This is a genomic window from Rossellomorea sp. ABR4_012 (assembly GCF_056159545.1).
This window is the reverse complement of record NZ_JBSWVK010000002.1, coordinates 558,407-583,139: the sequence shown is the minus strand read 5'-3', so window position 1 is coordinate 583,139 and position 24,733 is coordinate 558,407. Positions and strand designations below refer to the sequence as shown.

General features: G+C 45.9%; 18 protein-coding genes and 1 pseudogene. 5 read left to right on the top strand and 14 right to left on the bottom strand.

What is annotated here, in order from left to right:
* The first annotated feature begins 39 nt into the window (after positions 1–39).
* Both ACXAFV_RS12485 and ACXAFV_RS12480 read left to right on the top strand, forming a co-directional pair.
* A complete protein-coding gene (locus ACXAFV_RS12485) occupies positions 40–1,428 on the top strand; it encodes a hypothetical protein (protein ID WP_475126865.1) in 1,389 nt (462 codons plus the stop codon).
* Positions 1,429–1,449: 21 nt separating this feature from the next.
* Entirely contained in the window at positions 1,450–2,868 is a 1,419-nt protein-coding gene (locus ACXAFV_RS12480; protein WP_475126864.1) for an NAD-dependent succinate-semialdehyde dehydrogenase, read from the top strand.
* Between the two features lie 106 nt (positions 2,869–2,974).
* On the opposite strand, the gene ACXAFV_RS12475 is transcribed toward ACXAFV_RS12480, so the two are convergent.
* Entirely contained in the window at positions 2,975–3,229 is a 255-nt protein-coding gene (locus ACXAFV_RS12475) for a hypothetical protein (RefSeq protein WP_475126862.1), read from the bottom strand.
* A gap of 146 nt (positions 3,230–3,375) precedes the next feature.
* On the bottom strand, positions 3,376–3,735 hold the full coding sequence (locus ACXAFV_RS12470; RefSeq protein ID WP_475126861.1) for a DUF805 domain-containing protein: 360 nt from the start codon (positions 3,733–3,735) through the stop codon (positions 3,376–3,378).
* Between the two features lie 279 nt (positions 3,736–4,014).
* Here ACXAFV_RS12470 and ACXAFV_RS12465 point away from each other — a divergent pair, with 279 nt between their 5' ends.
* Complete coding sequence (locus tag ACXAFV_RS12465) at positions 4,015–5,433, top strand: alanine/glycine:cation symporter family protein (RefSeq protein ID WP_475126860.1); 1,419 nt, start codon at positions 4,015–4,017, stop codon at positions 5,431–5,433.
* A gap of 42 nt (positions 5,434–5,475) precedes the next feature.
* Here ACXAFV_RS12465 and ACXAFV_RS12460 read toward each other — a convergent pair whose 3' ends face one another.
* The 4 genes from ACXAFV_RS12460 to shc form a co-directional block, all read right to left on the bottom strand.
* A complete protein-coding gene (locus ACXAFV_RS12460; protein ID WP_475126858.1) occupies positions 5,476–6,420 on the bottom strand; it encodes an alpha/beta hydrolase in 945 nt (314 codons plus the stop codon).
* Between the two features lie 75 nt (positions 6,421–6,495).
* The gene (locus tag ACXAFV_RS12455; RefSeq protein ID WP_475126857.1) at positions 6,496–7,257 is read right to left on the bottom strand and encodes a class I SAM-dependent methyltransferase; all 762 of its coding nucleotides are present in this window, start codon (positions 7,255–7,257) and stop codon (positions 6,496–6,498) included.
* A gap of 122 nt (positions 7,258–7,379) precedes the next feature.
* Positions 7,380–10,460 (bottom strand): GNAT family N-acetyltransferase, encoded by a 3,081-nt coding sequence (locus ACXAFV_RS12450; RefSeq protein ID WP_475126856.1) that lies wholly within the window; start codon positions 10,458–10,460, stop codon positions 7,380–7,382.
* A 315-nt stretch (positions 10,461–10,775) separates the two neighbouring features.
* Complete coding sequence (gene shc / locus ACXAFV_RS12445) at positions 10,776–12,650, bottom strand: squalene--hopene cyclase (protein ID WP_475126855.1); 1,875 nt, start codon at positions 12,648–12,650, stop codon at positions 10,776–10,778.
* A 293-nt stretch (positions 12,651–12,943) separates the two neighbouring features.
* Here shc and ACXAFV_RS12440 point away from each other — a divergent pair, with 293 nt between their 5' ends.
* Positions 12,944–13,657, top strand: a complete 714-nt coding sequence (locus ACXAFV_RS12440; protein ID WP_475126854.1) for a Crp/Fnr family transcriptional regulator — start codon at positions 12,944–12,946, stop codon at positions 13,655–13,657.
* A gap of 367 nt (positions 13,658–14,024) precedes the next feature.
* Here the strand turns inward: ACXAFV_RS12440 and ACXAFV_RS12435 are convergent.
* The 5 genes and pseudogenes from ACXAFV_RS12435 to ACXAFV_RS12415 all read right to left on the bottom strand — a co-directional run bounded on the left by ACXAFV_RS12435 (position 14,025) and on the right by ACXAFV_RS12415 (position 19,457).
* Positions 14,025–14,818 (bottom strand): annotated as a pseudogene (locus ACXAFV_RS12435) (SDR family oxidoreductase).
* A gap of 149 nt (positions 14,819–14,967) precedes the next feature.
* The gene (locus tag ACXAFV_RS12430) at positions 14,968–16,911 is read right to left on the bottom strand and encodes an ABC transporter permease (RefSeq protein ID WP_475126852.1); all 1,944 of its coding nucleotides are present in this window, start codon (positions 16,909–16,911) and stop codon (positions 14,968–14,970) included.
* Positions 16,901–17,662, bottom strand: coding sequence for an ABC transporter ATP-binding protein (locus ACXAFV_RS12425; RefSeq protein ID WP_475126850.1), 762 nt, complete (start codon positions 17,660–17,662; stop codon positions 16,901–16,903). The genes ACXAFV_RS12430 and ACXAFV_RS12425 overlap by 11 nt, the downstream gene beginning before the upstream one ends.
* Positions 17,663–17,766: 104 nt before the next feature.
* The gene (locus tag ACXAFV_RS12420; RefSeq protein WP_475126849.1) at positions 17,767–18,771 is read right to left on the bottom strand and encodes a sensor histidine kinase; all 1,005 of its coding nucleotides are present in this window, start codon (positions 18,769–18,771) and stop codon (positions 17,767–17,769) included.
* Between the two features lie 2 nt (positions 18,772–18,773).
* A complete protein-coding gene (locus ACXAFV_RS12415) occupies positions 18,774–19,457 on the bottom strand; it encodes a response regulator (RefSeq protein WP_475126848.1) in 684 nt (227 codons plus the stop codon).
* Positions 19,458–19,600: 143 nt separating this feature from the next.
* Here ACXAFV_RS12415 and ACXAFV_RS12410 point away from each other — a divergent pair, with 143 nt between their 5' ends.
* A complete protein-coding gene (locus ACXAFV_RS12410) occupies positions 19,601–19,981 on the top strand; it encodes a DUF2512 family protein (protein WP_475126846.1) in 381 nt (126 codons plus the stop codon).
* 81 nt (positions 19,982–20,062) lie between these two features.
* Here ACXAFV_RS12410 and hflX read toward each other — a convergent pair whose 3' ends face one another.
* The 3 genes from hflX to ACXAFV_RS12395 all read right to left on the bottom strand — a co-directional run bounded on the left by hflX (position 20,063) and on the right by ACXAFV_RS12395 (position 24,555).
* On the bottom strand, positions 20,063–21,328 hold the full coding sequence (gene hflX / locus ACXAFV_RS12405) for a GTPase HflX (RefSeq protein WP_475126942.1): 1,266 nt from the start codon (positions 21,326–21,328) through the stop codon (positions 20,063–20,065).
* Positions 21,329–21,828: 500 nt separating this feature from the next.
* Positions 21,829–23,286: a CoA-acylating methylmalonate-semialdehyde dehydrogenase gene (locus ACXAFV_RS12400; RefSeq protein WP_475126845.1), complete on the bottom strand. Its 1,458-nt coding sequence runs from the start codon at positions 23,284–23,286 to the stop codon at positions 21,829–21,831.
* 69 nt (positions 23,287–23,355) lie between these two features.
* The gene (locus ACXAFV_RS12395) at positions 23,356–24,555 is read right to left on the bottom strand and encodes an iron-containing alcohol dehydrogenase (RefSeq protein WP_475126843.1); all 1,200 of its coding nucleotides are present in this window, start codon (positions 24,553–24,555) and stop codon (positions 23,356–23,358) included.
* Between the last annotated feature and the right edge of the window lie 178 nt (positions 24,556–24,733).

Here is a 24,733-nt window from a genome sequence, read left to right as displayed (position 1 = left end):
AAAAAGAGTCTTATTTATTGTTGAAAAGGGGTATATAATATGTGGAAAAATCGTAAACATGGTGAGGAATCACCATACATTCCAATGGGACCTTTCAAATTAAGGCTTCCATTTATCCATTATAAGTTTGAGTGGCCTGACTATGTACAAGGTCTGCTCATGTGTGCAGTCGACTTAGCCGCAATTCCATTGATGATCGAACTACTCGGGATGCCATTTGAAGTTGCTTTGGCTGTCGTGTTATTGAATGGTTTGCTCTATTTAACGCATCATTTACTTGGCGATCCGGTTGTTCCTGGCTGGATCACACCCGCCATCCCTTTGATCATGGCTTATGTATCAACGTTTCCAGAAGGCGAAGAACGGGTGCACGCACTGATTGCCTTCCAGCTCACGCTCGGGCTCTTCTCCATTTTCTTAGGAGTGACTGGTCTTGCAAAGAAAGTGGTATCGTTTGTTCCACCGGCGATTAAATCCGGCGTCATTCTGGGGGCGGGATTTGCTGCGGTCATCTCTGTTTTCCAGGTTGGAGGCCGTTTCGAAAGTTTCCCATGGACAATCTCGATAGCTGTAGGTATTGCATTTTACATCATATTCTCACAGCATTTCAATCAACTGAAAAACAAGAGCGCTCTATGGGGACTAATAGGGAAACTCGGAATTTTCCCTATCATTATTTTAGCGGTCATCATTGCTCCATTATTCGGTGAAGCACCTTGGCCGACGATTGAATGGGGACTGATAAATCCCGATTTCGGTACACTTTGGAGTGAATATACGGTATTCGGGGTTGGTTTCCCTTCAGCTATGTTATTTTTGAGTGCTCTGCCGACAGTGCTTGCAGCATATATTGTCTTATTCGGTGACGTCCTGCAGAGTAAGGCGCTGATTGAGGAAGCGGATGATGTACGCCAAGATGAAAAAATCGACTATAACCCAAACCGGGCTCATATGATTTTCGGAGGACGAAATACAATCATGAGTATCCTTGGCCCTGATGTTACCATGGCAGGTCCCCTATGGGCAGCCATGCAGGTAGTCGTAATCGAACGATTCAAAGAAGGGAAAAAAGCGATGCATTCTCTCTTCGGCGGATCAGGCTCTTTCAGATGGGGGACCAACACAGGGCTTCTACTGCTTCCGATTGTGAGTTTAGTAGAACCTATTCTCGGAATTGCATTGGCTCTTACTCTATTAATCCAAGGTTACGTCAGTGTCCGGGTGGGTATCCTTGAAGCCCGCAGCCATAGAGATCTTGGGATTGCAGGAATCATCGGTGCGGTGTTAGCCACCAAAGGAGCTACTTGGGGCTTTGCAGTCGGGATCATTCTGTGTGTACTCATCTATGGAAAAAAGTTTTTCAAAGGAGAAAATGATAAAATATTCACTAAAGATTTAGAAGAAGATGAAATAAAGAGAATTTCTTAACATTTGAAGAGGAGGCTGAACATGCAACACTACAATATGCTCATTAACGGTGAAGAAATCGGCAGCGACTTACCTAAGGTGGAAGTGACCAACCCTGCGACTTCAGAGGTTGTGGCCACGATCTCCAAAGGAGGAAAAAGTGAAGCGGTGAGTGCAGTCGACGCAGCCTACAATGCGTTCCGCGACTGGTCCCAGCATTCCGTCTACGAAAGAAGCGAGCTCATCCGGAAATGGTACGACTTGATCGATGAACATAAGGAAGACCTTGCCCGGACAATGACGATGGAACAGGGTAAACCTTTGAAAGAGGCACTTGGTGAAATTCAGTATGCAAATGGCTTTATCTCCTGGTACGCGGAAGAAGGAAAACGTGTATACGGTGAACAGATCCCGGCCACGCAGCGAAATAAGCGCTTATTTGTTTCGAAGCAGCCCGTCGGGGTCGTCGCTGTCATCACGCCATGGAACTTCCCTGCTGCGATGATTACCAGGAAAGTCGCTCCTGCCCTCGCGACTGGCTGTACCGTCGTCATCAAGCCGGCCAATCTTACACCATTGACCGCGTTGAAAATGGCATCCCTTGCAGAAAAAGCGGGTATCCCGAAAGGCGTCATCAACGTCGTCACCGGTGATTCGAAGTCAATTGGTGAAGCATGGCTTGAGGATACACGCGTACGAAAGCTGACCTTCACCGGATCGACCGAAGTTGGAAGACAGCTGATGAAAGGATCCGCCGATACCATCAAGAAAGTTTCCCTGGAACTTGGCGGACATGCCCCTTCCATCGTAATGGACGACTGTGACATCAATAAGGCAGTCGAAGGGGTCATCGCCTCTAAATTCCGCAACGCCGGTCAGACGTGCGTATGCTCGAACCGTGTATATGTCCATGAGGATATAGCCGAAGAGTTCACCCAGAGGCTTGTGGAGAAAGTAAAAGAACTGAAGGTCGGTAATGGGCTTGATGAAGGCGTCGACATCGGACCGCTCATCGATGAAAATGCAGTCGAAAAGGTCCAGAAGCATATTGACGACGCGGTCAGCAAAGGAGCGAAAGTGGCCGTCGGAGGAAAAGCCGGCACTGGGTTGTTCTTCGAGCCTACAGTGCTTACCGATGTGAATGAAGACATGCTGTGCATGACGGATGAAACATTCGGGCCGCTTGCACCCATCTCCACGTTCAAGACACAGGAAGAAGCTGTTGAACGCGCAAACGACTCCATTTATGGGCTTGCGGCTTATGTATTTACAGAAAATATCACGAGGGGCATCGAGATCTGCGAACAGCTCGAGTATGGAATCGTAGGCCTGAATGACGGCGTTCCTTCCACTCCACAGGCTCCGTTCGGCGGATTCAAGCAGAGCGGACTCGGACGTGAAGGCGGACATCATGGAATCGAGGAGTATCTAGAGGTTAAGTATATTTCGGTTGGATTGTAAGAAGACCTGCTTTTCCCCATCTCAATACAGGAAACTGAAAACCCCTGACATGTTCATTGTGTCAGGGGTTCTTATTATCCTTCAGCAACCGTTATACTCTTGGAGTTTACTTTTTCTTATCATCCTCTAAATCCAGCCAGGTCAACACCTCTTTCAGGATTGTATTGACCTTTTTACTCACATATTCTTCACCGTAAATCCTCTTCGCTTTTTCCAGATCCTCAAGAACACCCTCCTCCAGGTCAATAAAAGGGGCGTCCTCTTCCATTTCATTATAGAGCTCGATCATCGCCTCCAGCCCTTCTTGCATCCTATCAATAGCATCACTGTATTTTTCGGTTTCATCACTTTTCGCTCGCATCATATCACCCTCCTCTAGTATGTGTGGGAATTGCTGGGATTATACTTTATGCAACTAAAGGCCCGTCCCTCGATGCGTTAAAGCATAAAAGAACACCCGGTTCCCTTCATTAAAAAGGGACGCCGGGTGTATCAGCGGCTTTCATTTTATAGGTATCCTCCGCCAAATTTAGGGTTTTGACCCCATTTGTTGGATTGACTTTCACCTTCCAGGCACATGAATACGAGGATCACGATGGCTCCAACTAACGGGATGAGGGAGATCAAAATCCACCAGCCGCTTCTACCAGTATCATGCAGGCGGCGAATCGATACAGCAAGTGACGGCAAGAAGATAAATAGTGAATAAAGTCCATACAACCATCCGTCTATACCCGCAACCATTTCAATCACAAAGATCCCCATTGCGATAAGGAAGTTGACAAGCGTGAACATCCAGTACTCTTTCCGTCTTGCTCTATCGCGAAAATTCACATAGTTCTTGATTACTTTCAAATACCAACTCATGCTATTGCTCCTTTTTTATGTAAGTTTACTATTCTTATAGTAGTTAGTATAACATACCGGTGTCGAAGTTTGTCACAATATGGCTATTGTCAATTACGATTCTCAAGGTAAATCCAAGGATTCCGACACCTTAAAAGCCGTCCCTCACTCATCTAAAGTGTAGTACGAAAAACTCATTCTCTGGCAAACTTTCACATATTACTGGACAGCCAGGGGGTGGTACTATATATAATGGTAGAGGTTACAACCAGAAAACGCTTACATCATGAGGGGGATTTTATGTTAGATGTACTAAACAAGATCAATTCATTTCTTTGGGGGACACCAAGTTTAGTACTGTTGTTCGGGACAGGCTTATTTTTGACCATCATGCTTAAAGGTCTGCAATTCAAGAAATTATTTTATGCCTTTAAGCTTGCATTCACAAAAGAACCGAAATCGGAATCTTCAGAGTCTGAAGGAGATATCAGCAACTTTAAAACATTGATGACCGCTCTTTCTGCCACAATCGGAAACGGGAATATCGCAGGTGTGGCTACAGCTTTGACAATCGGAGGACCAGGAGCGATCTTCTGGATGTGGATCGTCGGCCTCTTGGGTATGGCGACTAAATATGCAGAGGCATTGCTTGCGATGAAATACCGTGTGAAAAATAAAAACGGTGAGTACTCGGGCGGACCGATGTATTACGTTGAAAAAGGGCTCGGCAGCAAGTGGAAATGGCTCGCTGTTGCTTTTGCTTTATTCGGGGCATTCGCTGCCCTCGGAATCGGAAACAGCGTGCAGTCGAATACGATTGCCGATGTCATGACGACGAGCTTTTCAATCAATAACTGGGTGACTGGAATTGTACTGGCTGTGCTTACTGCACTGATTATTTTCGGAGGCATTCAGCGGATTAGTACGGTGGCTTCGTTTTTCGTGCCAATCATGGCCTTCCTGTATATAGGAGGGTCACTTATGATAATCGGGCTGAATTATGACATGATCATTCCGGCTTTCAAACTTATTTTCCATTACGCATTTAACCCTGTTGCAGCTGCAGGAGGATTTGCCGGGATCGTCATCAGTGAAGCAATCCGCAGCGGTGTATCACGTGGAATCTTCTCAAATGAAGCCGGCCTTGGTACGGCTGCGCTTATTGCCGGTAATGCGAAAACCGACCACCCTGTAAAACAGGCTTTGGTTGCGATGACCGGGACATTCATCGTCACCATCATCGTATGTACGATGACCGGACTCGTCTTGATCATCACCGGTTTCTGGGATCCGACCGGCGGTGCCATTTCAGGTGTCCAGCATGCCGCTGACCTTGATGGCGGTGCTTTGACAAGTGCCGCATTCGGACATGCCCTCGGGGTAGCAGGAGAATACATCGTTTCATTCTCCGTTATTTTCTTTGGCTTCTCAACCATCGTCGGCTGGTATATGTACGGGGAAAAATGCTTCGAATATCTGACCGGCTATCGCTATATCGCTTCATACCGCTTGATTTATGTCGTGGCGACGGGAATGGGTGCCGTGGCGAATCTTGAACTGGTCTGGGCATTTGCAGACATGTCGAACGCTTTGATGATGATTCCGAACCTAATCGCCCTGCTTCTTCTTTATAAGGTGATCGTGAAGGAAACGAATCATTACTTTAATGAGTATTTGCCTGGACAGATGCAGACTTATTCTAAAAGGAAAGCAAGTTAATAAAAGCCGGCGCGAGACATACGCGCCGGTTTTTAATTTGCTCTATTTTAAAAATTCACGCAGCCATTTTCGAACCTTATCTTTCACTTCCTCATCTAAAGGCTTTTTCACTAGTTTTTTATTTCCGTTCAGTATCTTGCTCATCGAAAGTTCGACATCAGTTTTTCTCAAGACATGTGTGAGATCGGTGATAGTATGCGACTCACATTCTCCTGTAACCAATTCGCACACTTTCTCCACGTCCTTCATCTTCACATTGACATCTTTAGTCCCTGAGATGGCCAGAACGGGACAATTTACGTTTTTTAAGGATTGTGATACATCAATTTCCACGTGTTCTCTGTTCCATTTCGCATTAATTTTCTTTCCTTTAAATTTAATGACCGGTTCATCAGTGGAAAGAATCTTATCGGTTAACTGCTGGTTCATCTTCACGATTTTTTGATCGACTTTCAACACTTTGAGAAGCCAGCCTTGAAAGCCTTCCATTGAGCGTACCTCTTTCACCATTTCTTCACGCTGCCATTTCGTCGTCTCAGCCAGCGGCCCAGCACAAGGAGCCAGCAGGATCAAACCTGCAACTGGATCGCGATCACTCATCAACGGTGTAAGGATCGTTCCTTCACTATGTCCAAGGAGGATGATTCTCTCATTGTCGATAGCCGGATGTTTTTTCGCGAAATTAACAACTGCCTGCAAATCATCGACCAAATCGTAAACACCTGTTTCATTAAAGTCACCTCCGCTGGCACCCACTCCCCGCTTGTCATATCGCAGCGAAGCAAAGCCTTCCTCCGCCGCCAGAGCACTAAGCTCTTTAAAGATATTCATCGGCATCCGCTTGGCATTAGAGTCCCGATCGATAGGGCCGCTTCCATGCACCATGATGATTACCGGGTACGTCTCTGATGATCCTTCGGGAATGGTGAGCGTACCCCCTAACACATATTTCGATTCAATTGTTACTTCATGCTCCACAAATCCCATTCTTTCATCCCCTTTTAAAGGCCCGTCCCTTAATGCGTTAAAGCGTTAAGGGACGGGCCTTCATATACATTTATTTTACTTTACAGCCTGATAGACGATCTTTTGATTGGCTGCAGTCGGCTGTTTGTCTTCCTGGAAGTCTGCACAGATGTCGATTTTTGAGAAGCCGATTTCCTTCAGGACCAGCCTGAGCTCCTCGACTCCGTACCAGCGAAGGGCAAAGCGCTGGAGTTCCGTGTCGATGAGACTCCCGTTTCTCCATTTTTCGTATTTCAAGTGAGTCACTTTATGCTGATGGAAGAAATCCACTTCAACGAGTTTGCTCTCCATGGTGATGGTGTCACCACTCGGAAGCGGGAAGACGGAGGTACTCACCTTCCCGGTCTCAAATTGAGCGTCAGGGAGAAAAACATCCATGATGAGTCTTCCACCCGGCTCAAGGTGATCATGGAGCTTCCTTAACGCCTGCATGGAATCGCCGCGATCATCGATCAATAAGAAGGAACCGCCCGGTATGATGATAGCTTCATACTGATGCGGCAAATCAAGATTTTGCAATTTTGATTCGTACAGCTCTGACTGGAGACCCCTTTCTTCAAAACGGTGTCTGCATGAAGCCAGCATTTCGGTTGAATCATCCACTCCATCCACCTTAAGACCGCTTTCCAGTAACGGGATGATGACCCTCCCAGAGCCGACCATTGCCTCAAGGATCCTGCCTTTGCAATCTTTCAACTTTTCTTGATAAAACTCAATATCCCCACTGAATGATTGCCCGATCTCTTTTGTAAGATCATATACTTCTGTGCAAAGTTTTCCATAATAACTAAACGACATACGTGTATCCTCCACCTGTGTATAAATAAGCGCAGCAGACTGGCTGCCACACCTTTCCTCTCTTGTCGAAGTGTTTAAAGGTAAGAATGCCCGCCCCGGTTATCCAGAGCGGGCACCTCCCATTACTTGAACGATATTTTTCTTATTTGCTGATACGATCGGGAAAGGTCTTCCGCACCCAAGATCATCACGGTCGGCTTTACCTTCACACTTTCACCTGAAGCAGCTGACCACTCTACTGAAGAAGCAGCTACCAGCACTTCCTGGTTGATATACGCTTCGGTCATTTTAGCAGTATCTGGGTGGATCAGCATGGCCTGTTCTTTACGTTCATCGGAACCGGCATGGATGAATGGACTGTCGCCTAGGACAAATTCTTCCACACCCGCATAATAGGTATTGAATTTCCCTGGGGACGGCAGCTTCACATAGCATGAGGATAATGCTTCACCAGGCTTGAAAAATGCCTCCAGATCCACGGATTCTTTGACAAACGTTCGGCCGGATTCCTGTTCGATCTCACAATAGAAAGCAAGAACGGGCACCTCAGGAAGGGTCAGGGCGTATTGACGGATGGTGACACCCTTCATCATTTCGTGCTCTTTAAACACCGTGGTAACGGAAAGGCCTCTCCAGCTATTTCCATGCTCATCCTTCTTGGTGGCAGGTTCCACGCTTGTCGGTTCCTTCAGCATCGAGTAGGGACTTACATTCATGAAGGTATAACGAACCCCTCCTCCCCACGGATTCCACCAGGCTTTCGGTCCCGGTTCCGGATACTGATGGTGAAGGAATTCTTTATTGTTATAAATCAATGAATAGATTCCAGGATAATAGCCGGCTGCCGCTTTGAAGGCAATTACGCCATTGTCTACAGTCCAGCCATCATCATTCTCGACAATCCCGATTTCTTTTTCTCCTGTTACAAGAATTGCGGATTCAAGTGATGCCAGCTGACCGCGGGATTGGAATCGGCCAGTTAAGCGCTTTACTCCCGGTGTAAGGTGACGCAGTTCCGCATTCACTTCTGTGACTTCATCCTTTTTCGTCACCGTTTGTTCCACACTCTCCCCTTCATTCTCCAGGAACAGCTTGCCTTCGAGATAAGGTGTAAGCATTGACCGGAATGAATAGTTCACCTTCCCGCGAGCTGGGGAAATAAGATTCCCGTCAGATGCTTCAAGACAATAAAGCGGACATACTTCCATACTGTCTATATCATCCCCGAGTACGAATGATCTCCACTCTTCCCACGATGGGGATGCATTGATCCCTACTTGAATCGGACCCAGGCATACTTCCTCCTGAGATGGGACATGGTCGACTTTATACTCAATTGCAAAATGCCACTCATTTTTTCTCCCCAGCGCAGTTTCCGGCCACGCAAGACCCTTTGTTTCTCCATTCGCTGCCGATGTGAACAGCCAGCGTTCTGAGATTTCTTTATCACGGATATAATCCATGAACGGCATCATCGCTTCATCCCCAACGACCACGCCCTCTTTTTGCGGGATCGCCATCCGCTTGAATTCAATCGGCAGCGGCTGGATAAGATAGAGCTGCTCTTTTGTTTCTTCGGATTTATTCACGACTTCATGCTTGATTTCCACGATTCCGGATCCGTATATCTTCATGTACGTATTCAGGATCACCGATGAAAAAGCTTCTGATTCCAAAGTGGTCTTCACGACAAAGGCCTCTCGGGTTTCAATGTACTCCACGGAAGAAGCTTCTTTCTTTGAAAACTCTTCGCTGAACGGCTTACCCAGTTTTGGTGTAAAAAGAGTCATCGGGTTTTGTTTGGAATGAAGCGAACCGATTTTGACGAAATGATTTCTTTTCTCGATTTCGACGAAATAAGGGCCGTTATACGCTGTCCAGTGCTCCTCGGTTTCCCCTCCGAACCGTGCGCCGAGTCCAGGAAAGGCAATAGTCAGCTTTGATTGGAATTCGAAGCATTCCCCGTCCTGTTTCTTGACTTCGACCTTGACGTCTTCTGAATAGAAACCATTTTTAAAAAGCTCAGCCATCATAGGCACGGAAACCCTGCTTTTCCCTTTTAATTCAACTGTCACATCAGTTTGTTCCCAATTCACAACCTCGCTTTGAGGCAGCTTGATCGTCCATAGGGCATCGCCCTCAAGCTGGCTTTCGATATCCAGATGAAAAACCGCTTTCTGATTTGGACGCCAATATTTCTTCACCGAGCGTAAATTCAGTTTGCCTGCCTGCTTTGGATAGACACCCATCTTCAAAGGGAATAATTTGCCGTTAACCTCAATGTTTGCCGACACCACCGGATGTGTTTTCCATTGGCTTGGCTCCCGGTCGGGCAGAGTGAGGACAGCAGGATATTCACCGCTCCACTCGTCTTCCACCGTTTCCTTCCCTATGAAACTATGATTTACGACTTCCGTGGACATGCCCCAAAGGGACAATTCCACTGGTGCATCCGTTTTATTAACAACATGATAGGTAACGGGATGCTCTTTTTTTTCGAGAAGCTTAAAGTCCGGAAGCTTCATTTCCACGAGTAGATCCTGTGTTTCAATCAGGCGGATCCCTCGTCCTGTCCGTTCAAATTGGACTCGGACAAATTCGTCCCCGGCTTCCCATTTGTATTCATAATAAGTATGATCCTTATCTTTTATTCCATCCGGCTTCACCTCGATGACACGCTGACTCGCAGAGTACCAGTCATGTTTGTCAAAGAATGGCTTGAGCCAGTCGATTTGTAAAACAGCAGGAATGAAATTCATCAAATGAGTGGTATCATCCCGGTCTTCCCAGAAGAAACCGCACTTTTTATAAAGCGGAACGGCTTTGGTGTTACCCGGCCACGTGAATAAGTCCAGTCGTGGCCACTTCAATTCAATCGTTTTTTCTAGGGCTTTCAGTACGAGCTGCTTCCCGATCTTCAATCCGTGATAGTCCGGGTGGACATTTAATAGCGGAATATAAAGCGCACCTTCATCCTCACAGTATTGTGATAAACCGCAGTATCCGACCACCTCTTCATCGATCATAGCGAGATATAGATGCAGATTCGTAGAGTTCCCCTCTTTTTCTATGACGTCCTGCTCTGTCGTTACAGTGGAATCCCCGCCCCAGTTTTCCCGGCTTTCGTTCCACATCTTCGCGACCCCTTTCGCGAGACCTTCATGATATTCTACTATTTTTACTTTCTCTAAGGTTGTCTTCATAACTTCCTCCTACACTACGTTTTAATATGTCGAACCTCACACTTTTTTCCTTTATTCGTAACTCCGTCTAGAATTTTATCCATCTTTGATCTCCTCCTTTTTTATTTTGGAAAAAATTACTTCCCACCCACAGTTTAAGATGTTATGCCTGATAAGTAAAGAATATTCTAACTCTTTAGTACGGTGGTGCATCGAGGGACGGGCGTTTAGTTGTGCACCGCGTTAACGTGGGCTGGGACGGGCTTTTAGCACTGTGGTGCAGCAAGGTACGGGCTTTTAGCGGGGTGAAGCGGTGAGGGCCTGGAACTCAAGCCCTCAATCGTACTTATTCAGATAATGGCTCAATGTCACAAGCGGCCATATCCACTTGTAGCTGTGGTAGTGGATATAGAATTTCCCCTTAAGACCTGCTCCTGTCGGGTACGAATCTGCCGGGGAGGGCTGATCATTGTTGATTAGGTCCACGAGCCTTTTCATTCCTTTTTCTATGGCATCGTCGGGACGGTCGGATATACTGATGAGCGCATCTAGTGCCCACGCTGTCTGTGAGGCTGTACTGAAGGAGAGCGGAATATACTTGTTTTTCTGATCGCTGTAGCACGATTCTCCCCAGCCCCCGTCACTTCTTTGAATGCTTTCGAGCCATCTCTTTGCCCTCTCGATACTTTTGTCCGTTGACGGAACCCCTGCAGCCCTCATCCCTGTGACAGCTGCCCATGTCCCATAAATATAATGAATTCCCCACCTGCCTGCCCAGGAGCCGTTTTCTCCCTGACTAAGCTTTAACCACGCAATGCCCCTTTTCATTTTCGGATGATCCTTAGAGAGTCCTGCCCTGCCGCCGAGGAATTCAAGCGTCCTCCCTGTCAGGTCTGCTGTAGAGGGATCAATCGCTGCCGCTTCTCCCCCATCCAATGGGAATGAAGCAAGGATCCCTTTCGTCTTATTCTTTTCAAAAGCCGGCCAGCCACCATCACGGTTTTGCATCCCCAGCACCCATTCGACTCCCCTCTCCCATGCTTGCCGGATATCAGGCTTTTCACTGGCTGAATACGTGATGGCGCGCAAGGCAGCAGTCGTATCATCGACGTCAGGGTGAATCGAATTGCTTTCGGAAAACCCCCAGCCCCCTGGTGAAACGGTTGGAATTTCGATGGCCCAATCCCCGAATTTATAATGCTGCTGCTTTAACAAGTAACCGACAGACCTGTTTATCGTTTCGTCTTGAAAGGCGACACCTGACTCTTGAAGTGTATCGCTGATCAGTGCGGTGTCCCAGACACGGGAAGGGGAATTTTGGACATGAGGTCCGTTATCGGTTTGGCATACCATTGCCTTTAACCCATTTATGGCATTTCTTATGAACGGGGAGTCTTCCTTATATCCGATGGATTTCAATGCAAAAATCATAAAAAAAGTAGTGCTGAAATAACTTAAGTACGTTCCATCATTTTCAATCCGCTTCAGCATATAATCGTGTGCAAACTGACGTGCATGTGAACGGATCGATTCCGGGAGACCCGCAAGCCCCTTGACACCTTCCTTTAGTTTTTCCAGGAGAAAAATCCGGTTCTCGGAGCTCTCCTGATCACGACTTGTATGCAGGAACAGATGCCTGATGTTTGGAGTTCGGGATGTCTTTAAATGATACCGCTCATCCCTCAATAATATAAATGGAACGATATGTCCCCTTGCGTAGCTGCTGAAATCCCAGAAACTGATTGGAAAAGTCTTTGGTATAAGAAGAACTTCAATCGGAACGGGCATCAGATATCTCCATTCATACTGGCCATGAACCGCAAGCATCAGCTTTGTAAGTGTATGAGCCTCCTCCAATCCCCCATTTCCCTTGATGAATTGTTCAGCTTTTTTCAAACGAGTATCCTTTTCATCAAGGAGGCCGCTGAACCGCAATGCAAAATAAGCCTCGATCGTGGCAGAAAGATTCCCTTCTTTCTCATCCTCGAACACCTTCCATGTTCCTTCTTCCGTCTGCATGTTCAAAAGTCTTTTGACTAACTGGGAAAGAAGCTGATCTTCATTCAAAAATAATGACCTGATCAAGATGATCATATAAGCATCCGTCATCAGACTGTTTTCAAAACAAAACGACCAGCTTCCGTCAGGATTTTGTCTCTTTCGAAGTTCTTCTACCATATAATTGGCTGTTTCTTCGATTTCCCCTTTCATACTGAAGCCTCCCGCTGTCTTGGTTGTTTGATATCTTTGATATGTATATGTTTCGAGGGGGCTGGTTAGTAGCTTGAAAGTAAGTCCATTTCCACACAAAAAAAGAACCAGCCTTGTACAGATAATTACGTTAAAACCTCAGACTTTCTCCCTCTATTTACTGCCCGACATTTCCAAAATCTTGTTGTAAACTCAGGGCTAAAGTGTTAATTTTATAATGAAAAGGCATATATGAAATACATGTTTCAATATGCTATTGGCTCGTACTTAACTTCAAAAGGGGTGATGCATCGATGGATATCATGAGTAGAAAAAGTGATCTTTCCTCCGTATCAGAGGATTTATCTTCCCTATTGCATTCAATCGGAACCCCGCGTTCGGTAAAAAAGGGCTCCTTTTTGTTTCAGGAAGGTGAAAAAGCGGATGAATTGTTCCTGATTACATCCGGTATTTTTCAAATAAGCAAGTTGAGCCTTGAAGGCAAGGAATTAAACATGCGCATTTGCAAAAAAGACGACTATATCGGGGAACTGACTCTCTTCTCCGATAACGCTACCTATATGTTAAGCGCCGTTGCCATCCAAGATGGGGAAGTCCTGGCCATTCAGAGAGATAACCTTGAAAATGCTCTGATCAACGATGCGCCGCTGACCTTCGAATTCATGAAATGGATTTCCACCCAGCTGAGAAAGAACCAATCAAAAATCAGGGATCTGGTCATGCACGGCAAGAAAGGTGCTCTTTATTCCACGTTGATCCGCATCTCCAATTCGTATGGAGTGAAAATGGAGAGAGGCATTCTTCTCGACATCCATCTGACTAATCAGGATCTGGCAAAATTTTGCGCAGCAACAAGAGAGAGTGTCAACAGGATGTTGAGTGATTTAAAGAAAAAGAATATCATCGAATATGATCCCAGTGGAAAAATCATCATTCTTGGCCTCAGCTACCTGAGGGAAGAAATCGGGTGCGAAAACTGTCCGATTGAGATTTGTAATATAGATTAGGGTGAATTTTAATTTGAGAAGCGTAATTTTGGGATGAAGATCGGTTGAATCTTTGTCCCTTTTTTGAGTTTGAACGACTATATGATCCATTTTGTGGATTTATGATCAATTTTGAAGAAATACGATCCACTCTACATTTTTATGATCCATTCGACAAAAAATACGATCCATTTTCCTGATATATGCTCCTTTAAGAATGATTCTAATGAACATATGATTTCCTACCATTTATTAATCAAAAAAGCTCCCTCATTCCATCCGGCACCCAACAACCGTCAAAGCTCACACTTTCTCAACAAATTTCCCGGGCTATATTCGACATTTCCCTTAAAAAATGCCTGCTGAATCCTCAGCAGGCTGCTTCTATCTATTTACCTAAGAATCCCCCATTGGATTCAATGATTTGCCCTGTTACCCACTGTGATTCACCGCTTGCAAGGAAGCGGAGCAGCTTTGCAGCATCCTCAGGCAGTCCAAGTCGCCCCATTGGGAACATCGGCAGAAATGCCTTCGCAAGTTCTTCATCAATCCAGCCTGAATCAGTCGGACCTGGATCGACCGAATTAACGGTGATGCCGAGCGGTGCAAGACCAGTGGCAAGCGGAGGCGTGATGGCTTTCAATGCACCTTTGGTTGCGATATAGGCTAGATTGTCGGGATCAGGTCCACCCGATACCATATGGATGATCCGCCCTTCTCCCCCTTCCGGATTCGCCTTCTCAAATTCTTTGGCAAATTCCAGCGAAAGCATGAGCGTACCGCGGTTGTTCACGGTGTAATGCTTGTCCAGAATGGCTGTGTCCAATGACGGAAATTGGAAGGTGCACAGTACGTTGCATTGTTGATCAGGATGTCCGGTGTCCCTAGAGATTCCTTGACGGCACCAAGAATCCTCCTGGGTGACTGATCATCTTCAAGATCTGCCTCCATATGGGCGGCACGGACCCCCATCTTGATTAACTTCTCCTCTAGAATTTTGGGCCATTCCTTCTCCATTCCACTCCCATCCGTTTCATCGAATAGTTTCCAGTGTGTGAAAAAGACGTCTGCTCCTGCCTCGGCAAGTGCCAGGCAGATAGCAGTCCCGATTCCGTTTGAACGGCTTGCTCCGGTTACGATGGCTGTTTTCCCTTGTAATGAAATCACATAGATCCCCTCCATTTTTTCTTCTATTTTTATCGTTTGATAGAGATTTATCTATTGATTTGCAGCCATCATGATCCCTGCTTTCGTATGTATTATGATTATCTTACCAACTAATGACAAAAGTAAAAAGCTCCAGTCGTTAATAAACCGGAGCTTTTCTCATCTTATAGCGCTTCCCTGATTACCTTTTTGTAATAGAGAACGGACAGTATACCGAAAATCGAGTACAATGCCGCGTATAAGACCATAACGATGATCATCGGTGTATCGAATTCCCCGCCGAATAAGAACCATCCGGACTTGACGGCAAAGTAGCTGTGAAGGAGGCCGATCATCAGCGGAATCCCAAAGTTAAAGAGCTGCTTGGCACTGATTCCTTTAAGAAGATCGGATTGTGTAAAACCAAGCTTTCTCAGAATCGTATAATTGGGCTGCTCGTCTTCACTTTCATCCATTTGCTTGAAGTAAAGGATGCATCCTGACGTAATCAGGAAAGTAAGGCCAAGGAAACCGACGATGAACATGACAAGGCCGATCTGTCGTTTCTGACTGCCCGCCAAGTCAAGCTGTGAATCATGTCCATATTCCTCATTGAACCCAAGCTCATGGAACAGATCATTCGCTTCTTCCACATTATCATCATTGTCGATATCCACTCCGATATATAGGCTGGATTCTCTCTGAATTGCAGGATCAAGGTCCTGTTTCAACCTTTCGAAGATGGTATCATCGACAATGCCGACTGGGGATCCGCCTGCAGTATAGTACCATGAAATCGGAAATTCATCCCTCATCCCGATATAAGTCTGGTTGAAGGTTTCTGACTTCCCTTTTAGCACTATCTCGCCTGTATCCGCAAGTGGCAGGACTTTCTGCAGCATATCACTGTATCCGCTGAATACAACTTCGTCTTCAGCCACTTCCACTTCCTTGATTTCCTTTTCACTGATAAAGGAAGTAGGCATTTCCTTCAGTGAACCGTTCACGGCAAAATCAGATTCGGTGATGTCTTCTAGATTAGCTGAAACCTGGATGACTTCCATTTCATCTTTACTGTATTCGATGTTGTTTTGTTCCAATTCATCCTTGAACCTCTTAAAAGCCTCTTTCGAAGTAAATGTAAAATCGGATGGGACATTATCCACAGCCAATTTGTCTGCTGAGTAATAGGAGATATAACTCAGTGACAACAACCCTATGGCCAGCGCCGAAACAGTTGTGATGATGGTCAGAAGCAGTGCATTGGACTTCATTCTGAACATGATCGAAGAAAGAGACATGACCTCATTGATATTCAGGTAACCACCTTTCTTTTTCCGGATCATCTGAAAAAAGAAGCTGACTGACCCCTTATAAAACAGATAGGTTCCGAGGATGACCGATGCGAGGATGAAGATCATCGCAGCAAACAGCTCTTCTATGGTTTGAAAATCCCCTTCAAACAGCTTGGAAGAGATATAGTAACCTGCCGCAATGAGGATGATCCCAAGGATCCCGATCACCATGATCCATCCTGACACGTTCTTTCCTTTTGTCTCAGTGGATGAACGGACTCTGAACAACGCTAAGATACTCTGCCTCTTGATAAAAAGGAAATTCATCACCATGATTAACACATAGATGGCACCAAAGACAATCAGTGTCTGAATCAATGCCTGCTCAGAAAAATGAAGCTTTGCAATCGCATCGACTCCTGTTGTTTTAAAGAGGATCATAATGATCAGTTTCGAAAAGGAAAAGCCAACCACAATGCCAAGCACCATTGAGCCGAAATAAAGGATGCAATTCTCTATCGTCAGGATCCGGAAAATTTTATTTTTCGTCATTCCGATCAACTGAAAAAGCCCGATTTCTTTACTTCTGCGCTTGATGAAGATCGTATTGGCATAAAGCAGGAAGATCGAAACGATGGCGACCAGCAGGACCGAACCTGCCTTGACTGCAGCTCCTCCTTTGATTGATCCCTTTGCTGCATCCATGGACGGATCATATTGAAGGGTCACAAAGGCAAAATAAAGAGCGACACTGAACACAAGGGCAAAGACATATAAATAATAATTCTTAAGGTTTATCTTCAGGTTTCTGAATATGAGCGTATTAATGTTCATTCTGCACACCGCCCAGGACGCCTTGCGTTTTCATTATGTCCTTGAAAAACGACTGCCTATCCTGTTCACCTTTATTCAATTGCGTATAGATCCGTCCGTCTTTTATAAAAATGACTCTGCTGCAATAGCTGGCTGCGACCGGATCATGCGTCACCATGACAATCGTGGAGCTTAATTGAACGTTCAATTCTCCAAGTTTATTCAACAAATCGGAAACCGATTTCGAGTCAAGTGCACCTGTCGGCTCGTCAGCAAAAATGATGCTTGGATTGTGAATGAACGCACGGGCAGCAGATGTTCTCTGTTTTTGCCCCCCTGAAATTTCATTCGGATATTTATCCTTGATTTCCGCTATCCCGAGTTGTGCGGCCAAGGAATCAAACTTCTTATCCGCTTCTTTCTTGGGTGTTTTGGTGATCGACAATGGCAGCAGGATATTTTCTTTTACCGTCAATGTGTCGAGCAAATTATATTCCTGAAAGATGAAACCAAGGTGATTCTTCCTGAATTCTGCCAGCTTCTTTTCCTTCATGCGTGTCATCTCATTGCTTTCAATGGTAATCGACCCCTCACTCACTTTATCAATGGAAGACAGGACATTGAGAAGAGTCGTCTTCCCGGAACCGGATGCGCCCATGATTCCGACGAATTCACCTTTATGGATGCTGAGGTCGATCCCTTTCAGCACTTCCTGCTTATTGAACTTATTTCCATAACTTTTATGAAGTTTTACTGCTTCTAAAATCGTCATACTTAGTAACTCCTTTTATTGATTTGATAGCTTTATTATAAAAAGCAGGAAGACCTTTTTCCTTTTATTATCCGAACAATATGAAAAAGCATGTGACATTATTGTCACATGCCTATCGTGTGAACGAATTCATTCTTTTTAGGAAAGATAAGAGTGAAAGTCGATCCTTCCTCTTGTATGGACTCGACTCTCATATCGATATGCATGGGGCCGGCTACTTTCTTCGTCAGATATAAGCCCATCCCGGTCGAAGCCGTGTTTTGATGATCGACCGTTGAGGTAAATCCTTTATCAAAGATCCGCGGAAGATCCTTCGCATTAATGCCTTTGCCGAAATCTTTTATGGATAGGCAGGTTCGTCCATTTTTACGATAGCTCATAATATGGATATCGCCTGCTTCACTGTATTTCACCGCATTGGTCAACAGCTGCCGCAGCATAAAAGCAAGCCACTTGCCGTCAGAGAGGACTTCTTTGGCTTCCAGATAAATATCAAATCCGATCCCTTTTTGAATGCACCAGGACTGCAGAGTTTTGATTTCCCCGTGAATGATTTCTTCGAGATCCGTCTTTTCTATATAAAGATCATTCTCTATAAAATGAATCCTCTTTTGATGAAGCTGCTGATCGAGGAGCAGGTGGATTCTGAGCCATTCATATTTTAACGGTGCCTTAAATTCAGGGTCGTCTATGCGTTCGATGATTAAGCTCATGGCAGTCAACGGAGTTTTTACATCATGGATCCAAGAAAGCAGATCATCTTTCTCCTGTTCAAGCATCCTCCGGTTTTCCGCTATTTCTTCCCTAAGCTGCTCCGCCTGTTCCACCAGGTTTTCATGAATTATTCTTTCAAAAGGATAGTGAGGCTCCGGTAGTCCCGTTACGTTAAGGTTGCTGTCCCATTCTTCCAGTTCTTTATAAAATTTCGTTTCTATAGTATAACGTGCGATGATAAACAGAATAAATATTAGAGTGGAAAGATAGACCACATAAAGAATCGAGGACACAGTGATCTCCGAATCAAGAAAAGCAACGAATATCAACAGAATCTGCATAAAGAGAAAAAGCAGGAACCAGCCTTTTCTTTCCCAGATGTATTTACGTATCATATCTATTCCTCTTCCAGGGCGATGGATCCCTGCCCCACCTTGGTTTCGATATTTTTACCTAATTCGATCTCGTCCAGGCGTTTCCTCAGTCGATTCACGTTTACCGTCAACGTATTATCACTAATGAACCGCTTATCGTCCCACAACGCATTGATCAAACTGTCCCTCGTGACGATTTTATTTTTATGGGAGATCAGCAGTTTTAGAATGAACATTTCATTCCTTGTCAATTCGACTGTCCCTCGGTCATTAGAAATGGTATTTCTCTCATAGTCTACTTGTGCCCCGCACCACGTCTTCAGACTTACTTGTTCTGTATTGTAATTGTAGACCCGTCTGAGCGTCGCCTGCACCTTAGCAATCAGAACATCAAAGTGAAACGGCTTCTGGATGAAATCATCCGCCCCAAGCTGCATCGACATCACCATGTCTGTCGGATGGTCCCGCGAAGACAGAAACAGAATCGGAACATTGGAATGGGACCTGATCATCCGGCACCAATGAAAGCCATCGAATTTCGGGAGCTGGATATCAATGATGACCAGGTCAGGCTTTGTTTCGGAGAACTTCTGCATCACTTTGCTGAAATCATTGATTCCGAATACGTCGTATTGCCATTGCGCCAAACGGTTTTTCACCTCGTTGAATAAAGTTGTATCGTCTTCGATCAATAAGATTTTGAACATATGTATCACCACGCTCGTAAGTTACTTACAGTGTAGCCGATAACGGAAGATTTTTCTAGGAGGGTTCCTTGATTGTTTATCTTTCATCAAGCCGGGAATAACAAATGAAACGATGCTGCAAGCCTCTAAGGAGGAGATTTTCCATGAAGCATGCAAAGGCATTCGCCATTAAAGGAATCATGACGCTGGCAGTTTTTTCAATTGTTCTCAGCATGGGGTTTCGCATTTCAGGCGAAAGTGTGACCATCATTGTGATTCTATTTGGAGCAATTTCTTACGGTGCGGGAGATATGGCAGTTTTACATAAAACAAACAATGTCGTTACCACTGCAGTTGATCTGGTCATTGCATTTTTTCTGGTCTGGACAGTGGTGATGTGGTTTGAAGGGTTGAACGCACGTATAGCGGCTCCTTCCGCATTCATATCCGCTTTATTGATTGCAATCGAGGAATATTTCTTTCACTTTTATATTTTCAGAGAAAAGCTTGGGGCTGTGGATGATGGATCTATCGATCTTTCTTAATAGTGTTTTAATAGTATCAATGGAATAATTCAATGAAGAAAAGGACTTTCCAAAAAAAGTCCTTTTCTCATGGTGTCTGGTTTATTGAACCACATACTCCTGGTACTTCTCATAATCCGCACTTCTGCATTCCACGGTCAGCTTTGTTCCATTCTCTTCGTATTCCGTATGAAGCACATTGGCATGTTCATTGAAATAGGAGATCAGCTGACCCTGGCTGAATGGGATGAGCATGTCACATTTTTTATAATCTTTAAAAACATGGCTTTTGATGACAGCGGTCAGTTCATCAATGCCTTTTCGTTGTTTAGAGGAAAGATAGATTCTGTCATTCACGACGGTGCCGAGCTTCTCCTCATCTACAAGTTCGGCTTTATTGAAGGCATAGATCACCGGGATGTCCCCGACTCCGATATCATCGAGCGTTTCATTCGTGACCTTCATCAATGTTTCATGATGGGGATCGGAATAATCGACGACGTGGATGATGAGGTCTGCTTCTGCTACTTCCTCAAGCGTGGAGCGGAATGCCTTCACGAGGTGATGAGGAAGCTTATTGACGAAACCGACTGTGTCGGTCAACAGGAATGCCTTGTTGTCAGGGAGTGTAATGTTCCTGACAGATGTGTCCAATGTGGCGAACAGCATATCTTTTTCAAATACCTGCTTGTTTTCGCCGGGATTGAATGTCCCAATCAGTGCATTCATTGTCGTTGATTTGCCGGCATTGGTGTACCCGACGAGCGATACGATCGGAAGTCCACTCTTTTTTCGCTGTTTACGCTGTGTTTTCCGCAGCTCGACTAACGCTTCAAGTTCTTTGTTGAGTGCCGTGATATTATCTTCGATGCGGCGGCGGTCGAGCTCAAGCTTCGTTTCACCCGCACCCCTGTTCGCAAGACCCGATCCCCCGCCTTGACGACCAAGTGATTCCCGTCTTCCGACAAGCCGCGGCAGCATATATTGGAGCTGCGCCACCTCTACCTGAAGCTGTGCCTCTTTCGTTTTGGCGCGCTCTGCGAAAATATCGAGGATCAGCATGGTCCGGTCCATCACCCTGATATCGAGTTTTTCTTCAAGGACCCTGATTTGTGACGGCGAAAGCTCATCATTTGCGAGGAGGACATCCGCCTCCATTTCTTCGATCAAAGGCAGGAGCTCATCGATTTTCCCTTTTCCGATATAGTGCACATGATTTCTCTTCGGCAGGTTCTGCGTCATTTCTGCCAAAACATCTATGTGGCGGGCTTCCGCCAGTCCTTTCAATTCAAGCATGCTATATTCAAAATCTTCTCCCTGTTCCTTTGTGTTTACACCCAGGGCGATGGCTCTTAAACGTTCTTCCATCATAAACATTCACTTCCCATTCTATTAATATCGAAAAAACACAGGCCGCTGCCTGTGTTTTGTTGTAAATGGTTCCGTCAGCCGGTCACATGAAGAACTATTTTCATAAGAAAATAGAGGTCCGCTTCCTTATCTTTCATGGGGCCGGCATGACTTTAGGATACCCTTTTCCATCAAGTGTAAAACCGTGGGTACTCTTTAAGTCCACTATTCAGTTCTATTTTTAAGACATAAAAAAAGAAGAGTCCTTCGTCCCCTCTTCTTCACCGTCAAATGAAGTTTCCCTTAAAAATAGGCAGACCAATTCCATTTACCCTGCACACAGGCAGAGCTTTGAACATATTCAATTAGCTGTTCATAGCGCGGAATCGAAGTCTGATTAAGATCAAAGGGAAAACCTCCATTTCTTGTAAGTTATGAATATCTTACCACAGAAATCCTATGTTGAGAAGTCCAATTTGAAAGCCCGTCCCTCTTCGCATGAGAGACGGGCTTCATTTTTACCAGCGTGCTGTAAGCATCTTGCGTCTTGTGTAAAATTCGACTCCGTCTGATCCGTTCGCGTGGAGGTCTCCATAGAAGGAGTTCTTCCAGCCGGAGAATGGGAAGAATGCCATCGGTGCAGGTACGCCGATGTTAACACCTAGCATCCCCACTTCGATGAATTCACGGAAATAGCGGACGTCGCTTCCATCTTTCGTGAACAGGCAGGCTCCGTTTCCGAAGTCTGATTCATTCGTCAGCTTGATGGCGTCTTCCAGGGTTTCCACGCGAACAACCGACAGCACCGGTGCGAAGATCTCGTCCTTCCAGATTTTCATGGATGAGGTGACATTGTCAAAGATGGTCGGGCCGATGAAGTAGCCGTTATCCTTGTATGCCTCATCATTACGGCCATCACGCACCAGCGTTGCTCCTTCTTCCACCCCGCTGACAATATAGCTTTCCGTTTTCTTTTTATGATCATCACGGATGACAGGGCCGAGGAACACATCATCATCCATGCCGTTGCCAATTTTTATGGCATCCGCTTGTTCATTCAGTTTCTTGATCAGGGTATCCGCAACATCCCCGACTGCTACGACAACAGAGCAGGCCATGCAGCGTTCACCGGCCGATCCGTATGCCGCAGCAATAATTTCTTTCACTGCTGCGTCAAGGTCGGAATTCGGCATGACGATGGAATGGTTCTTCGCTCCGGCCAGCGCCTGTACACGTTTGCCGTTCCCTGCAGCAGTTTTGTAAATATACTCCGCCACAGGCTGCGATCCTACAAAGGAAATCGCAGGAACATCCTTATGCTCAAGTAGACCATTCACCACGTCATGCGCACCATGGACGACATTCAGCACGCCGTCCGGAAGACCCGCTTCCTGGAAAAGCTCTGCCAGACGGTTGGCAAGAAGAGGTGTCCGCTCAGAAGGCTTCAGGACAAATGTATTTCCGCAGGCAATCGCCAGCGGGAACATCCAGCAAGGCACCATCATCGGAAAGTTGAAAGGGGTGATGCCTCCGACCACGCCGACAGGATAACGGTACATGCCCGATTCAATATTCGTCGCGATATCCGGGAGCTGTTTCCCCATCATCAGGGTAGGTGCACCAGCGGCAAACTCGACACATTCGATTCCGCGCTGTACCTCTCCGTAAGCCTCTTTGAAACTCTTCCCGTTTTCTTCTGTGATCAGCTTTGCAAGCTCGTCCCAGTTTTCAACAAGAAGCTGCTGATATTTGAATAGAATGCGGGCCCGTTTAGGTACAGGCGTCCTGCTCCAGGATTGGAACGCTTCTTTTGCCGTGCTGACCGCGTCATCCACGTCCTGCTTTGATGAAATCGGAACCTGTGCCAGTTCTTCGCCTGTAGCTGGATTCGGTACGGATTGGTAGTGTTCGGTTTTAGCGTCCACCCACTTACCGTTAATGAAGTTCTTCAATGTGTTCGTCGTTGCAGTCGCCATGAATGATTTCCCCTTTCAAGAGTGGTTTTAAGTTGGTTATTGATTCAAATCTTTCTTGTATCTGCAAAACTACTTCTCTACCTTTTCCTCTAATGCAAACCTATAATCATAACAGGCATGATACAAAGCCTCCAGCTCCTCCCTGTCCGGCACCCGCGGGTTGTTGGCAGGGCTGCCGCTGATGAAGGCATCCTCTGTCATCTTGCTCACAGCTTTACTGAACGCATCTTCATCTATTCCCCATCCCTTCAGATTCGGGATGTTGAGCTCCATACAAAGCTTTTTGACCGAGGTCACTGCGATTTCAGCGCATTCCTCATTCGATAGGTGACTGTTTTCCTTTTCAAAAATACGCCCAACATCCGCCAGGCGGTCGATGCAGTACTCTTTGCTGAATTCGAGGACAGCAGGCAATAGCATCGCATTCGAGTAGCCGTGGGGCACATGGAACAACGCCCCGATCGGCCTCGACATCCCATGCACCAGACAGACCGAAGCATTTGAAAACGCCATTCCCGCCTGCATGGCAGCAAGGCTCATCGCTTCACGTGCATCCACGTTTTCACCATCGTGATAAGCGGTGAGCAGGTTGTCAGCGACCAGCTCCATGGCTGAAAGAGCAGCTGTATCGGTCATCGGATGGGATTTTTTTGACAAATATGCTTCAACTGCATGGCTTAATGCATCTACTCCCGTCGCAGCCGTGACACTTTTCGGCGAGGAAATGGTCAAGAGCGGGTCGACAATGGCAACATCCGGCATAAAAGCAGGCTGTTTGATCATCATTTTCACATCATTCTTCGTATTTGTGATGACCGTCACATCGGTCGCTTCCGAACCCGTTCCCGCCGTTGTCGGAATGGCGATATGAGGAAGCGGCCGTTTATCGGCGATTCGACTGCCTCCCATATATTCCCCGATATAACCGCCATTCGATGCCAGTACGGCAATCGCCTTGGCCGTATCGATGCAACTTCCCCCACCGAGGGATACGACTAGATCGCACCCTTCTTTTTCAAGCATCTCCAGTGATTCAGAGACATATTGATCTGTCGGTTCAGAATGAACACCGAGATATACAGCACTCGCCACCCCTTGTTCCTGTAAAAACTGACGGCACTCACTGACATATCCCAGTTCCTCCATGATTTTATCACTGATGATAAGTACCTTATTGCCCCGCTCAGCCGCTTCCCTGCCTACATTCCCAAAAGCACTTCGACCGTAAAAAATGGATTGCGGTACACGAAAACATGCAAACTTCTCCACAGACTTGCACCCCTTTAGCTTTTAATGCCTTATCCAAATCAAGCATGCCAAAACAGATGGGGTCTCTATGTAGTCCAAGCTTCTCGAATGTACACCCCGCAGATAAAAATCGAAATATTTAAACTATTCGTCTAGTATAACAGAAAATAAAACGCCCGTCCCCCGTCACGCAATAACG

What these genes read in the sequence shown, in the direction of transcription:
- ACXAFV_RS12485 (WP_475126865.1), top strand. Translation starts at nt 40, where the DNA reads ATGTGGAAAAATCGTAAACATGGTGAGGAATCACCATACATTCCAATG.
- ACXAFV_RS12480 (WP_475126864.1), top strand. Translation starts at nt 1,450, where the DNA reads ATGCAACACTACAATATGCTCATTAACGGTGAAGAAATCGGCAGCGAC.
- ACXAFV_RS12475 (WP_475126862.1), bottom strand. Translation starts at nt 3,229, where the DNA reads ATGCGAGCGAAAAGTGATGAAACCGAAAAATACAGTGATGCTATTGAT.
- ACXAFV_RS12470 (WP_475126861.1), bottom strand. Translation starts at nt 3,735, where the DNA reads ATGAGTTGGTATTTGAAAGTAATCAAGAACTATGTGAATTTTCGCGAT.
- ACXAFV_RS12465 (WP_475126860.1), top strand. Translation starts at nt 4,015, where the DNA reads ATGTTAGATGTACTAAACAAGATCAATTCATTTCTTTGGGGGACACCA.
- ACXAFV_RS12460 (WP_475126858.1), bottom strand. Translation starts at nt 6,420, where the DNA reads ATGGGATTTGTGGAGCATGAAGTAACAATTGAATCGAAATATGTGTTA.
- ACXAFV_RS12455 (WP_475126857.1), bottom strand. Translation starts at nt 7,257, where the DNA reads ATGTCGTTTAGTTATTATGGAAAACTTTGCACAGAAGTATATGATCTT.
- ACXAFV_RS12450 (WP_475126856.1), bottom strand. Translation starts at nt 10,460, where the DNA reads ATGAAGACAACCTTAGAGAAAGTAAAAATAGTAGAATATCATGAAGGT.
- shc (WP_475126855.1), bottom strand. Translation starts at nt 12,650, where the DNA reads ATGAAAGGGGAAATCGAAGAAACAGCCAATTATATGGTAGAAGAACTT.
- ACXAFV_RS12440 (WP_475126854.1), top strand. Translation starts at nt 12,944, where the DNA reads ATGGATATCATGAGTAGAAAAAGTGATCTTTCCTCCGTATCAGAGGAT.
- ACXAFV_RS12430 (WP_475126852.1), bottom strand. Translation starts at nt 16,911, where the DNA reads ATGAACATTAATACGCTCATATTCAGAAACCTGAAGATAAACCTTAAG.
- ACXAFV_RS12425 (WP_475126850.1), bottom strand. Translation starts at nt 17,662, where the DNA reads ATGACGATTTTAGAAGCAGTAAAACTTCATAAAAGTTATGGAAATAAG.
- ACXAFV_RS12420 (WP_475126849.1), bottom strand. Translation starts at nt 18,771, where the DNA reads ATGATACGTAAATACATCTGGGAAAGAAAAGGCTGGTTCCTGCTTTTT.
- ACXAFV_RS12415 (WP_475126848.1), bottom strand. Translation starts at nt 19,457, where the DNA reads ATGTTCAAAATCTTATTGATCGAAGACGATACAACTTTATTCAACGAG.
- ACXAFV_RS12410 (WP_475126846.1), top strand. Translation starts at nt 19,601, where the DNA reads ATGAAGCATGCAAAGGCATTCGCCATTAAAGGAATCATGACGCTGGCA.
- hflX (WP_475126942.1), bottom strand. Translation starts at nt 21,328, where the DNA reads ATGGAAGAACGTTTAAGAGCCATCGCCCTGGGTGTAAACACAAAGGAA.
- ACXAFV_RS12400 (WP_475126845.1), bottom strand. Translation starts at nt 23,286, where the DNA reads ATGGCGACTGCAACGACGAACACATTGAAGAACTTCATTAACGGTAAG.